This window comes from Methylobacterium sp. FW306-05-D, assembly GCF_058782155.1.
The window spans coordinates 1-12,350 of record NZ_JBYSXL010000103.1 but is presented as its reverse complement, the minus strand read 5'-3'; the positions used below and the strand labels follow the sequence as shown (position 1 = coordinate 12,350).

Annotated in this window: 12 protein-coding genes; 8 read left to right on the top strand and 4 right to left on the bottom strand. The window is 71.6% G+C overall.

Annotated features, from left to right (window positions below; all coding sequences use genetic code 11):
• Positions 1-505 precede the first annotated feature (505 nt).
• Positions 506-772 (top strand): hypothetical protein, encoded by a 267-nt coding sequence (locus tag AC3WLN_RS22020; RefSeq protein WP_463772361.1) that lies wholly within the window; start codon positions 506-508, stop codon positions 770-772.
• Between the two features lie 5 nt (positions 773-777).
• Here AC3WLN_RS22020 and AC3WLN_RS22015 read toward each other — a convergent pair whose 3' ends face one another.
• Entirely contained in the window at positions 778-1,704 is a 927-nt protein-coding gene (locus AC3WLN_RS22015; RefSeq protein ID WP_492484844.1) for a DMT family transporter, read from the bottom strand.
• Positions 1,705-1,957: 253 nt separating this feature from the next.
• On the opposite strand from AC3WLN_RS22015, the gene AC3WLN_RS22010 reads away from it, so the two are divergent.
• Positions 1,958-2,230 (top strand): hypothetical protein, encoded by a 273-nt coding sequence (locus AC3WLN_RS22010; protein ID WP_492484842.1) that lies wholly within the window; start codon positions 1,958-1,960, stop codon positions 2,228-2,230.
• A 65-nt stretch (positions 2,231-2,295) separates the two neighbouring features.
• Here AC3WLN_RS22010 and AC3WLN_RS22005 read toward each other — a convergent pair whose 3' ends face one another.
• A complete protein-coding gene (locus AC3WLN_RS22005; RefSeq protein ID WP_463772353.1) occupies positions 2,296-2,832 on the bottom strand; it encodes a MarR family winged helix-turn-helix transcriptional regulator in 537 nt (178 codons plus the stop codon).
• A gap of 460 nt (positions 2,833-3,292) precedes the next feature.
• On the opposite strand from AC3WLN_RS22005, the gene rfbF reads away from it, so the two are divergent.
• The 5 genes from rfbF to AC3WLN_RS21980 are packed head-to-tail and all read left to right on the top strand — an operon-like array spanning position 3,293 to position 7,886.
• Complete coding sequence (gene rfbF / locus AC3WLN_RS22000; protein ID WP_492484840.1) at positions 3,293-4,060, top strand: glucose-1-phosphate cytidylyltransferase; 768 nt, start codon at positions 3,293-3,295, stop codon at positions 4,058-4,060.
• A 44-nt stretch (positions 4,061-4,104) separates the two neighbouring features.
• Entirely contained in the window at positions 4,105-5,220 is a 1,116-nt protein-coding gene (gene rfbG, locus AC3WLN_RS21995) for a CDP-glucose 4,6-dehydratase (RefSeq protein WP_492484838.1), read from the top strand.
• Positions 5,217-6,449, top strand: coding sequence for a methyltransferase domain-containing protein (locus AC3WLN_RS21990; RefSeq protein ID WP_492484836.1), 1,233 nt, complete (start codon positions 5,217-5,219; stop codon positions 6,447-6,449). The genes rfbG and AC3WLN_RS21990 overlap by 4 nt, the downstream gene beginning before the upstream one ends.
• A gap of 4 nt (positions 6,450-6,453) precedes the next feature.
• A complete protein-coding gene (locus AC3WLN_RS21985) occupies positions 6,454-6,984 on the top strand; it encodes a dTDP-4-dehydrorhamnose 3,5-epimerase family protein (protein ID WP_492484834.1) in 531 nt (176 codons plus the stop codon).
• A complete protein-coding gene (locus AC3WLN_RS21980) occupies positions 6,981-7,886 on the top strand; it encodes an NAD-dependent epimerase/dehydratase family protein (RefSeq protein ID WP_492484832.1) in 906 nt (301 codons plus the stop codon). The genes AC3WLN_RS21985 and AC3WLN_RS21980 overlap by 4 nt, the downstream gene beginning before the upstream one ends.
• A 12-nt stretch (positions 7,887-7,898) precedes the next feature.
• On the opposite strand, the gene AC3WLN_RS21975 is transcribed toward AC3WLN_RS21980, so the two are convergent.
• Together AC3WLN_RS21975 and AC3WLN_RS21970 are read right to left on the bottom strand one after the other, a co-directional pair.
• Positions 7,899-8,285, bottom strand: a complete 387-nt coding sequence (locus AC3WLN_RS21975) for a response regulator (protein ID WP_492484830.1) — start codon at positions 8,283-8,285, stop codon at positions 7,899-7,901.
• A 176-nt stretch (positions 8,286-8,461) separates the two neighbouring features.
• Positions 8,462-9,715: an adenosylmethionine--8-amino-7-oxononanoate transaminase gene (locus tag AC3WLN_RS21970; RefSeq protein ID WP_492484846.1), complete on the bottom strand. Its 1,254-nt coding sequence runs from the start codon at positions 9,713-9,715 to the stop codon at positions 8,462-8,464.
• A gap of 219 nt (positions 9,716-9,934) precedes the next feature.
• Here AC3WLN_RS21970 and AC3WLN_RS21965 point away from each other — a divergent pair, with 219 nt between their 5' ends.
• The gene (locus AC3WLN_RS21965; protein ID WP_492484828.1) at positions 9,935-12,130 is read left to right on the top strand and encodes a TonB-dependent siderophore receptor; all 2,196 of its coding nucleotides are present in this window, start codon (positions 9,935-9,937) and stop codon (positions 12,128-12,130) included.
• Positions 12,131-12,350: the final 220 nt, after the last annotated feature.

Sequence of the window (12,350 nt, the reverse complement as noted above, 5' to 3'; positions counted from 1 at the left end):
GCGGGGGGGGGCCGCGGCGGGGGAGGTCTGGTCGCTCATGGGATGTCTGTGAGGTCTTCGGCGCGGATCGGCATGGAGGCGGTCGGCGGGCGGAGGTGCCCCCGGGGCCGGCGGAACGGAGGCGAGTCGTCGCCCTCCCGGCCTTCGCATCGGTCCGCCGCAGCGGCCCTCAGGCGCAGGCCGGGCTCATAATTCGAGGCCGGGACGCGCTCGGCACGCCGAACCGTCCGCGCAGATCACCATCGACGCCCATGCGGCGGCTTCTAGCAGCGGCGCAGGCGCGAGACCAGCGAGCTTTCGGGGTTCCGCCCGCGCGATGCATCTGCCGCCCTCGACTCTCCGAGTCGTGCCTTTCCCAGTCCAGCATTTCTCAGTCCAGCATTTCTCTTGGGACCTTTTTCAAGCTCGGCCGTTGTTCCGCACGCGTTCGGGTGCCCTCCGGCCTCCTGCCGGGAACCACGTCTGTCCGGGTGACCGAGACGCGGCGTCATAGGGAGACACGACCATGAGAAAAGCTCTGCTCGCCGCCAGCCTCGTCCTGTCCGCCTTCGCCCTGTCGGGCGCGGCCGAAGCCCAGGGCCTGCCGGGCGGCATCCGCCGCGGCGCGGCCGAGGGCGACCGGGTCGCCGGTCCGGTGGGCGGCATCGTCGGCGGCGCCGTCGGCGGCGCGGTGGGCACCGTGAACGGGGCGCTCGGCATCGATCCGGGCCGTCGCGCCTACCGTACCCGCATGAAGTCCCGCCGCCATTACCATCACCGCCGCCACCGCTGAGGCGGTCAGGGATCCCGCGGGGCGAGCCCGGCCTCCGCCCGGGGGCGCCCGCGGGATTCCTGGGCCAGGAGGTAGAGCCCGGAGCCGATGACGATGGACGCGCCGGTCAGCGTCCACCGGTTCGGCACGTCGCCGAAGACGAGGTAGCCGAGCAGCACCGACCAGAGCAGCTGGGTGTAGATGAAGGGCGCCAGCACGTTGGCCGGCGCCCTCGCATGGGCCAGGACCAGCAGCCAGTGCCCCAGCGTACCGAACAGGCCGACTCCGATCAGGAGGGCCCAGGCGCTCCACGCCGTCGGGGTGGTCCAGATCCAGGGCAGCAGCGGGCTCATCACCGCGAGGCCGGCGAGCCCCGAGTAGAACACCGTCGTGGCCGTCGAATCGACGCCCGCGAGCTTACGCGTGATCAGCACGTAGAACGCGTAGCACAGCATGTTGCCGATGCTGAGAAGCACCGCCGGCTGGAACGCGCCGACGCCCGGCCGGACGATGACCAGCACGCCGAGGAAGCCGATCCCCACCGCCACGAGCCGCCGCGGGGACGACCATTCGCCCAGCAGCGGGCCGGCGAGCAGCGCCACCATCAGGGGCGTCGCGAACTGGATCGACAGCGTCTCGGCGAGCTGGAGCTTGCGCAGCGCCAGGAAGTTGAGGGCCGTCGACCCGAACAGCAGCAGCGAGCGCAGCACCTGGAGCGTGGGCCGGTTCGTGCGCGCCACCCCGGGCGTCCGCACCGGATTGAGGACCATCAGCACCAGGGAGACGTTCACGGCGTAGCGCATGAAGGTCGAGAGCAGCGGATCGACGCCGAGGCCGGCCAGGGTCTTGGCGGAGGCGTCGAGACAGGCGAAGAACGCCAGCGTGCCGCACATCAGGGCGATGCCGGCCAGGCGCCGGTTCGTGGGCGCGGCGCCCCCTGGTTCTGACCTCACGACCCGATCCCGATCCGGGGCGGCGTTCCGCCCGTCTGCACTGCGCGACGGAGGTGGTTTAGAGCAGGCACCCCGCCCCGCACACCCGCGCTCAGGTCGGGTCGGGTCCGGGGCCGAAGCATCGCTCCGCCCCGCCGGGAAACGGAATGCTAACCATCCGTTGCACGCAGGACGATCAATCGCGCGACCTGCACCAATTCTTATCGATCTCCGCCTCAGCCTGTCCGGCGAACGTCACCGGCGGAGGTCAGCCATGACGAAGGCCATACCCTTGATCGCCACCTTCGGGCTGGTCTGCCTGATGATTCTGCCCGCGCCCGGCATCCTGGGCCTGATGATCGGCCTCGCCTGCGCGATCACCATCGTGCTCTGCGCGGTCCTCTGGCTGTTCGACCGGGCCGCCTCGCAGCTCGCCCTCGCCATGGAGCGGACCGGCGAGCGCTTCAAGCGCCGGCGGGCGGTGCATGCGGGCTCCGGCATGATGCGCAAGGCCAAGCCCCCGAAGAGCTCGGCTTCGAAGGTCTAGGCTTCGACGGCCAGGCCGCTCGAGCGGGCACCGGCGGGGACGCGCCCTGCCGGGGGACCTCGGCCCTAGAGCGCCTCCGGAACCGCCAGGGTCTCCGGCTCGTCCTCGTCCATCTCGGAATCGCCCTCGACCTCGTGGCCGGTGACGCCGGAGACCTCGGCGAGGTTGCGGGCGGCCTTGCGCAGGAGCTTGCGCAGCCGGCGCTTCTCCTTGCCGTCGAACCCGTCCAGGAGTTCCGCCTCGACATCGTCCCAGAGCCGCTCGATGGCCGCCGCCTTGGCCAGACCCGTCTCGGTGAGGCGCACGCGCACGATGCGGCCGTCGCCGGCCTCGGCGCGGCGCTCGACGAACCCGAGGGCGGCGAGCCGCGAGATGGTCTTGGACGCGGTCGGCGGGCGCACCCGCAGGGTCGCGGCGAGGTCGCCCATGGTCATGGTCCCGGCCGCGGCCAGGGCCTGCACCACCTGCTCCTGCCCGGCGAAGAGATCGAGGGCGGCCAGGCGGTCGCCGATGCGGGAGCGGTGCAGGCGCGCGGCCTGGACCAGGGCCCAGCCCACGCTCTTCGAGCCCGGGGGCCGCAGGCGCTTGTCGGACTTGCTCATGCTCCGCTCGCCATCCCTGTCACCGCCCGTCCCGGGAAGCGAGGCCATCGCCGCGCGGGCCAAGCCCTCGCCGGGTTCGGCCATCCCGCGCTCGTCAGCCGCCCGCATCGCTCGTCCTCTCCGACATGTTAGCCCGCGGGCGCTGGACCCGCGCCGGTCAATCCGGACGCATCCACCGGCAACCCGGCCCCGCAGACCAGGTTACCGGCGACCGGAGCCGTTCCCGCGTGATGGCGGCATGACCGGCCCGTATGAAGCTGCGATGACAGAGCCCCCGGCTCGGGGCCGCCAGGACGGGAAAAGTCGGCTAAACGGCCGTTCGCGCCCGCGCCTGGACGAAGCCCGACCCCTGGATTAAGCGTTGCGGGCCATCGTCGGCGCGCCCGATCCCGGCTCCGGCGAAGGCCTCCCGGCTCCGGCGAAGACCTCCCGGGACCCGAAGCCCTCTCTCAGGACCCCCATGAAGGCAGTCATCCTCGCAGGCGGTCTCGGCACGCGCCTCTCCGAGGAGACGGTGACGCGCCCCAAGCCCATGCTGGAGATCGGCGGCCGCCCGATCCTCTGGCACATCATGCGGATCTTCGCCGCCCACGGGGTGCGCGAATTCGTGATCTGCCTCGGCTACAAGGGCTACGTCATCAAGGAGTTCTTCCTGAACTATCGGCTGCACCTGTCCGACGTGACCGTCGACGTCGGGCGCGGCCATGTCGATTTCCACCGCAGCACCGCCGAGGACTGGCGCGTCTCGCTGATCGAGACCGGCGAGACCACGATGACGGGGGGGCGCCTGAAGCGGGTGCGCGACTACCTCGGCGACGACGACTTCTTCATGACCTACGGCGACGGCGTCGCCGACGTGGACCTGACGGCGCTGGCCGCCTTCCACCGGGCGCACGGCAAGCTCGCCACGCTGACGGCGGTGACGCCGCCGGGCCGCTTCGGCGCGCTGGAACTCGAGGACGGCACGGTGCGGCGCTTCCGCGAGAAGCCCGCCGGCGACGGGGCGACCATCAACGGCGGCTTCTTCGTGCTCTCGCCACGCGTGCTCGACCGGATCGCGGGGGACGCCACCGTCTGGGAAGCCGAGCCGCTGGAGGGTCTGGCCGCCGACGGCCAGCTCGCGGCCTACGTCCATACGGGCTTCTGGCAGGCCATGGACACCCTGCGGGACAAGAACCACCTCGAAGCCCTGTGGGCGGGGGACGCGCCGCCCTGGAAGTGCTGGTAGTCTGGCGCGCCAGCGGAGATCGTTTCCGGAGATCGTTTCACAGCGTGCAGCCCTCGCCCTTTCCCCTGCCGCGCACGCGCGACCCGAATCCCGACCCCGCCTTCTGGGCCGGGCGGCGGGTGCTCGTCACCGGCCATACCGGCTTCAAGGGCGGCTGGCTCTGCCTGTGGCTCGAGCGCCTGGGCGCCCGGGTGAGCGGGCTGGCGCTGGCCCCCGACACCACCCCGAGCCTGTTCGCGGCGGCCGGCCTCGGCAGCGGGTTCGATTCGCACCTCGCCGACATCCGCGACGCCGCGGCGGTCCGGGCGTGCCTGGACGCGACCGCCCCCGAGATCGTCGTTCACATGGCGGCCCAGGCCCTGGTGCGCGCCTCCTACCGCGATCCGCTGGCCACCTACGCCACCAACGTGATGGGCACCGCCCACGTGCTGGAGGCCGTGCGGGCGACGCCCTCCGTGCGGGCCGTCGTGGTGGTGACGAGCGACAAGGCCTATGCGAACCGCGAATGGCCCTGGGGCTACCGCGAGACCGAAGCGCTCGGCGGCCACGACCCCTACAGCAGCTCCAAGGGCTGCACCGAGCTGGTCGCGGCGGCCTACCGGGCCTCGTTCCTCGAAGAGCGGGACTGCCGGGTCGCCACCGCCCGGGCGGGCAACGTCATCGGCGGCGGCGACTGGTCGGAGGACCGGCTCGTGCCCGACATCGTCCGCGCCTTCGCACGGGGCGAATCGGTCGAGATCCGCGCGCCGCACGCCACCCGGCCCTGGCAGCACGTGCTCGAACCCCTGAGCGGCTACCTGCGCCTCGCCGAGTGCCTGGCGGGGGACGAGGGGCCGCGCTACGCCGAGGCCTGGAACTTCGGCCCGGCGGATGAGGATTGCCGGCCGGTGGCGCATCTCGTCGACGGGCTCGCCCAGGCCTGGGGGTCCGATGCCCTGTGGCACCTGTCGGAGGCGATCCACCCGCACGAGGCGACCTTCCTCAAGGTGGATTCCGCCAAGGCGCGGGCGCATCTCGGCTGGGACCGGCGCCTGCGCCTCGACGCGGCGCTGACCTGGACCGCGGCCTGGTACCGGGCGCAGGCCGGCGGGGCCTGCGCCCGCGACCTCACCCTGGCGCAGATCGGCGCCTACGAAGCCCTGGGAGCCCGACCGGCGTGAGCGCACACCGTCCCTGCCGCCTCTGCGGAGCGCCCCTCGCCCGGAGCCTGGTCGATCTCGGCCTGTCGCCGCTCGCCAACGCCTACGTGCCGACGACCAGCGCCAACCGGGGCGAGCGGGTGCATCCCCTCCACGCCTTCGTCTGCGAGGCCTGCTTCCTGGTGCAGCTCGAAGCCTTCGAGACGCCCGAGGCGATCTTCTCGGACTACGCCTACTTCTCTGGCTTCTCGGCGGGCTGGCTCGCCCATGCGGAGGCCTATGTCGCGGCGATGCAGGCGCGCTTCGGCCTCGGGGCCGGGAGCAAGGTCGTGGAAGTGGCGAGCAACGACGGCTACCTGCTGCGCTCGGTGGTGGCGCGCGGGATTCCCGCCCTCGGGGTCGAACCGGCCGCCAACGTGGCGGCGGTGGCGCGGGCGCGCGGCATTCCCACCGAGGTCGCCTTCTTCGGGGCCGAGACCGCCACCCGCCTCCGTGCCGAGGGCCACGCGGCCGACCTGATGGCGGCCAACAACGTGCTCGCCCACGTGCCCGACCTGCACGACTTCGTGACGGGCTTCTGCATCCTCCTGAAGCCCGAGGGCGTGGCCACCTTCGAGTTCCCGCACCTCCTGCGGATGATCGAGGCGCGCCAGTTCGACACCATCTACCACGAGCACTTCTCGTACCTCTCCCTCGGCGTCGTCGCGCGGCTCCTCGAGGCGCACGGCCTGCGGGTCTTCGACGTGGAGGAATGGCCGACCCACGGCGGCTCGCTGCGGGTCTTCGCCTGCCACGCGGCGGCCGCGCACCCGCAGGGTCCGGCGGTGGCCCGGGTGCTCGCCGAGGAGCGCGCCGGCGGCCTGTTCGAGGCGAGCGGCTATGCGGCCTTCGCGGAGGAGGTCGTGCGCATCAAATGCACCACCCTCGCCTTCCTGGCGGAGCTGCGGCTCGACGGAAAGACCGTCTGCGCCTACGGCGCGGCGGCGAAGGGCAACACCTTCCTCAATTACTGCGGCATCGGCCCCGAGCTGGTGCGGGCGGTGGCGGACCGCTCGCCGCACAAGCAGGGCACCCTCCTGCCCGGCAGCCGCATCCCGGTGGTCGCGCCGGAGGCCCTCCTGGCGCAGCGGCCGGACTACGTCCTGATCCTGCCCTGGAACCTGAAGGACGAGATCGCCGGCGAGATGGCGGCCATCCGGGACTGGGGCGGGCGCTTCGTCACCGCGATCCCGCACCTCTCGGTGTTCTGAGCCCATGCGCTTCGAGGCCCTGCCGCTCTCCGGCGCCTTCCGCGTCAGCCCCGAGCCCCATGCCGACGAACGCGGCTTCTTCGCCCGCACCGTCTGCGCGGAGGCGTTCGCCGCGCAGGGGCTCATCGGCACCTTCGCCCAGTCCAGCATCTCCCACAACGCCCGGCGCGGCACCGTGCGCGGCCTGCACTTCTCCGCCGAGCCCCACGCGGAGACCAAGCTGGTGCGCTGCACGGCCGGCGCGATCCACGACGTCATCGTCGACCTGCGGCCGGATTCGGCGACCTATCTCCGGGCCTACGGGACCGAACTCAGCGCCGCGAACCGCCACGCCCTCTACATTCCGGCCGGCTTCGGTCACGGCTTCCAGGCCCTCAGCGACGGCGCCGAGGTGCTCTACATGATCGACCGCCCCTACGTGGCCGGCAGCGCCCGGGGCCTGCGCTGGAACGATCCGAGCCTCGATGTCGCCTGGCCGGAGCTCGTCACGGTGATCGCCGCGCGCGACCTCGCCTATCCCGACTGGGTGCGGTGAGCGGGCGCGTCCTCGTCACCGGCGCGGCCGGCTTCGTCGGCCGCCACGCCGTGCCGGCCCTGCGGGCGCGCGGCTTCGAGGTCCACGGCGTCGGGCGGGCCGCGTCGGCGGACGCGCACTGGCACGCGGCCGACCTGCTCGTGCCCGAGGCGCGGCGGGCGCTGATCGCGCGGATTCGGCCGAGCCATCTCCTGCACCTCGCCTGGGACGCGGAGCCCGGCCGCTACTGGACCTCGGCGCGCAATCTCGACTGGGTCGCGGCCACCCTCGATCTCGCCCAGGCCTTCGCGGCGGCGGGGGGCCGGCGCTTCGTCGGGACCGGCACCTGCGCCGAATACGCATGGGGACCGGCCCGCTTCCACGAGGCGACCACGCCCTGCCGCCCCGCGACGCTCTACGGCGCCGCTAAGGACGGGACGCGGCGCATCCTGGAGGCCTATGCCGGCACGGAAGGACTTGGCTTCGCCTGGGGCCGGCTGTTCTACCTCTACGGCCCCGGCGAGCGCCGCGGGCGGCTCGTATCCGACGCGATCCACGCGCTGACGGTCGGCACCGGGTTCCCGACCTCGCACGGGCACCAGCGCCGCGACTTCCTCCACGTCGCCGATGCCGCCGAGGGTCTGGCCGCCCTGGTCGCGGGCGACGTCAGCGGGCCCGTGAACATCGCCTCCGGCACGGCGATCCCGGTGCGCACGCTCCTCGAAGGACTCGCCGCCCGGATCGGGGGCGCCGAGCACCTGGCCTTCGGCGCCCGGCCTCTGAGCCCGGCGGAACCGCCGGTGATCGAGGCCGAGACGCGGATTCTGACGGAGGCGCTCGGGTTCAGGCCGCGCTTCGACCTGGACCGCGGGCTCGACGACACCGTCGCGTGGTGGCGTACCCGAGGGGACGCGCCGGGTTGAGGTGTCGGGCCCTTAGCAGGGCAGAAGGCCCTTGAGCTGGGACAGGATGTCCTCGCCGGTGCAGGGCCGGGCGATGAACTTGGCGCCCTTCGGCATCCGGTCGGGATCGGGCGCGGCGCGGCCCGAGACGATGACGATGGGCAATTGCGGCCGGGCCTCGGACACCGCGGTCGCGAGTTCGAAGCCGTTGGTCCTGCCGGACAATTCCACGTCGGTGATCAGGCCGCAGATGTCGGGGCGGGCCTGGATGATGCCGAGCGCCCGCTCGGCCGAGGCGCATTGCACGGTCTCGTAGCCGCCATTCTCGAGAACGTCGCCGAGGTCCATGATCGTCAGGGCCTCGTCCTCCACCAGCAGGATCACCGGCCGGTCGTCGTTCGCCTTCGCCTCATCCACCACGATGCACCCTCCAGCCTGTCTGGCCGCGGGCCCCACCCGGAACCGGTCCCCCGCCTGGAGCCGGGAGGCCCGCACGGCGCGATCAGGGAGTCCGGAGATCCTGGACATGGGGCCAGCGCAACGTCATCCCAACGAGCGACGGGGGCGTGGGTTGCACCGGAGGCAGGGTCGCGCCGTCAGGGGGCGACCGCCCGCACCACCGCTCGCATGGCGCCGAGGAGCTCGGCGAGATCCGCCGGCGCGATGGTGAGCGCCGGAGTCAGGTAGACGATGTCGCCGAAGGGCCGGACCCAGGTGCCGTGCGCCAGGAAGCGGCGCTTCAGGTCGGCGAGGTCGGGCGCCTGGCGGAACTGCACCGCCCCGATCGCGCCGAGGACCCGGATGTCGGCGACGTGCGGCAGGTCCCGCAGGGGTTCGAGGCCGTCCGCGAGGGCGGCTGCGAGGGCGGCGGCCTGGTCGAGGCGCGGCTCGCGCGCGAACAGGTCGAGGCTGGCATTGGCCGCCGCGCAGGCGAGCGGATTCGCCATGAAGGTCGGCCCGTGCATCAGGGCGGCGGCGGGATCGTCGGAGAGGAAGCTCTCGAACACGGCCCCCGTGGCCACGGTGGCGGCCAGCGCCATCGTGCCCCCGGTGAGCGCCTTCGAGAGACAGAGGATGTCCGGCACGATGCCGGCCTGCTCGCAGGCGAACAGGGTGCCGGTGCGCCCGAACCCTGTGAAGATCTCGTCGGCGATCAGCGGCAGCCCGTGGCGCGCCGTCAGCCGCGCCACCGTCGCCAGCACCTCGGGGGGGTGCATCCGCATGCCGCCGGCCCCCTGCACCAGGGGCTCGACGATCACCGCCGCCAGGGTCTCGCGCTCGGCCGCCAGGGTCGCCTCGAGGGCGGCGACCTGCGCCGCCGTCCGGGGCAGGTCGCAGAAGACCTGGGCCGGCAGGTAGGCGCCGAAGCGCCGGTGCATGCCCTCGTCGGGGTCGCAGACCGACATCGCCCCCAGGGTGTCGCCGTGATAGCCCTCGCGGAAGGCCAGGATGCGGGTGCGCCCGGCCACCCCCCGGTTGATCCACATCTGCACCGCCATCTTCAGGGCGACCTCCACGGCGACCGAGCCGGAATCCGTGAAGAAGACGTGGTCGAGGTCGCCGGGCAGCAGGGCGGCGAGGCGCGCGGCCAGCCGCTCCGCCGGGGCGTGGGTGAGCCCCCCAAACATCACGTGCGGCATCGCCTCCAGCTGCGCGGCCACGGCGGCGCGGATGTGGGGATGGTTGTAGCCGTGGGCCGCCGTCCACCACGAGGCGATGCCGTCGATCAGCTCGCGCCCGTCGGCGAGGACGATGCGCGAGCCGTGGGTGCGCACGGCTTCCAGCGGCGGGGCCGCCCCCTTCATCTGCGTGTAGGGCCGCCAGAGATGCTGGATGCGCGGGCTGTCCATGGTCCGCAGGGGATGGGCCGGCGCAGCGGCGGGGTCAAGGCCGTCCGAGAGGCGCCCGGCGCAGGCCGGGATCATCTGGCAAGCAGTTTATTTTGAGAACTATATCGATAAACTGACATATAGAGCATATCATTTAGACAAATTCCAATGTTTTGCGCAGCTATTGTCAACAATACTGTGCTGATCTACGGCGGATCGCGACTTAATTCAGGAGCGACCATGTCCCGTCATGCCCCGCATCGTCACCGCACCTCCGCCGCCGGCCGCCGGCGCGCGGGCGCGGCGGGATGGCTCTCGGGGGCCGCCCTCCTGCTCCAGGGCGGTCCGGCGGCCGCGCAGGCGCCCGACGTCTCGCCGGTCGCCCTCGATGAACTCTCGATCACGGGCGACGCCGGGGCGGTGCTCGGCTACCAGCCCCGGCGCACCCGTTTCGGTGCGGGGTCCGACACGGCCCTCCTCGACACGCCGGCCAACATCGCCGTCGTGTCGGGGGCCGTCCTGCGCGACCAGCGGGTGCTGAGCGTCGACGAGGCCCTGCGCAATGTCAGCAACGTGGTCCAGACCAACAGCCTCGGCGGCACCCAGGAGGCCGTCATCCGGCGCGGCTTCGGGTTTTCCCGGGACGGCTCCATCCTGCGCGACGGGCGCCGCACGGTCCTGCAGCAGAACTTCAACCACGCCATCGAGCGGGTCGAGGTCCTGAAGGGTCCGGCCTCGCTCCTCTACGGCATCTCGGAGCCCGGCGGCCTCATCAACCTCGTCTCGAAGCGGCCCGAATTCACCCCGCACGGCTCCCTCGACCTGACCGGCACCAGCTTCGGCGGCGGCCTCGTCCAGGCCGACCTCACCGGCCCGGTCACGGACACCAACCTCGCCTACCGGGTCGTCGGGGACGTTCAGGACTACGCCTACTGGCGCAATTTCGGGCAGATCCGCCGCCAGGTCGTCGCGCCGTCGCTGACCTGGCGCGGCGACGACACCACCGTGACGGTGGGCTATGAATTCACGCATTACAGCATCCCCTTCGACCGGGGCACCACCTTCGACCCGCGCACCGGGCGCCCCCTGCGCGTGCCCCGCGACCGGCGCTTCGACGAGCGGGTCAGCAAGGTGGACGCCACCAGCCACCTCGCCACGATCGATCTCGACCACCGGTTCAGCGAGGATTGGACGCTGCATGCCGGCTACAGCTATTCCCGGCTCGGCTACGACGACAACCAGATCCGGCCGATCGCCTACAATTCCGACACCCGCCTCCTGACGCGCCGGGCCGATGCGACGCGCGGCGGGGATTTCGAGGCCCACGTCGCCCGCCTCGACCTGACGGGGCGCTTCGAGACCTTCGGACTGCGCAACGATCTCCTCGCCGGGGCGATGTTCGAGCGGATCGACTATTACCGGAAGACCAGCGTGCGGGGACCGAACGTGGGCGGGTTCGACCCGTTCAACCCCGTCTACGGCCTGATCGGCGCCTCCGACCGGGTCTCGCTGGCGGCCAGCAACAACCGCGACCGGCTCAGCAACACCAGCCTGTACCTGCAGGATTCGCTCCACCTCACCGACCGGCTGATCCTGGTGGGCGGGGTCAGCGCCCAGATCTACGACCAGCTCGCCTATGCGGGCCGCCCCGCCGTGATCTCGACCGCCATCGACGGGGTGAAGCCGGTGCCGCGGGCCGGGCTCGTCTACAAGCTCGCGCCCAACCTCTCGCTCTACGGCAGCTACACGCAGTCCTTCCGCCCCAACGTCACCGACCTCGATGTGACCGGGGCCCTGCTGCCGGAAGAGGGGACGGCCTACGAGGTGGGGGTCAAGGCGGAGGTCGCCGACGGCCTCCTGATCACCGGCGCGATGTTCGATGCCGAGAAAAGCAACGTGCTGATCACCCAGGTGATCGACGGCACCCGCTTCGGCTCCACCGCGGGCAAGGTGCGCTCGCGTGGCTTCGAGCTCGATTTCGCGGGGCAGATCCTGCCCGACTGGGCCGTGATCGGCAGCTACGGCTTCACCCAGGCGGTCGTCACCGAGGATCCGGTGCTCGCCGGCAAGCAGCTCCAGAACACGCCGCGCGTCACGGCCTCGCTGTTCCTCACCCACCAGCTCGGCGCGGTGGCCGAGGCGACGGCGTTCGGCTCGACCCTCCTCGGCCCGGGCTTCCTGGAGGCCGGGTTCGGCAGCCGCTACGTCGGCGCGCGGCCCGGGGACGCCGCCAACAGCTTCACCATGCCGGACTACGTGGTCTGCGACGCGTTCCTGGCCTACCGGACCCAGGTGAACGGCCTGCCGACCACCCTGCAGCTCAACCTGAAGAACCTGTTCGACGAGACCTATTATCCCTCGGCCGGCGCCAGCAACCTGCTGGTGGCGGTGGGCGAGCCCTTCCAGGCCCTCGTCACCGCCCGCGTCGCCTGGTGAACGCCCGGCCATGAAAACCGGTTCGTCTTGCTCCGAACTTGGAAATATTCTTGAACTTATCTAATACTCTTCTTGAAATTAGTATCTCATGGAGTTTTGAATGCTTCTAAGCTCGAATTTGACAATTGAATCTCTTCCGGGGAGCCGATAGGGGTGCCGGGTGTTTCCGCCGGACCCGTCATGCCGCTCCACCCGCCCGCCGCCTCGCGCCTCCCCCTCC

Bases quoted from the DNA above. Each gene is read 5' to 3' on its own strand.
- AC3WLN_RS22020 (WP_463772361.1), top strand. From the start codon at position 506: ATGAGAAAAGCTCTGCTCGCCGCCAGCCTCGTCCTGTCCGCCTTCGCC.
- AC3WLN_RS22010 (WP_492484842.1), top strand. From the start codon at position 1,958: ATGACGAAGGCCATACCCTTGATCGCCACCTTCGGGCTGGTCTGCCTG.
- AC3WLN_RS22005 (WP_463772353.1), bottom strand. From the start codon at position 2,832: ATGAGCAAGTCCGACAAGCGCCTGCGGCCCCCGGGCTCGAAGAGCGTG.
- rfbF (WP_492484840.1), top strand. From the start codon at position 3,293: ATGAAGGCAGTCATCCTCGCAGGCGGTCTCGGCACGCGCCTCTCCGAG.
- AC3WLN_RS21985 (WP_492484834.1), top strand. From the start codon at position 6,454: ATGCGCTTCGAGGCCCTGCCGCTCTCCGGCGCCTTCCGCGTCAGCCCC.
- AC3WLN_RS21970 (WP_492484846.1), bottom strand. From the start codon at position 9,715: ATGGACAGCCCGCGCATCCAGCATCTCTGGCGGCCCTACACGCAGATG.
- AC3WLN_RS21965 (WP_492484828.1), top strand. From the start codon at position 9,935: ATGTCCCGTCATGCCCCGCATCGTCACCGCACCTCCGCCGCCGGCCGC.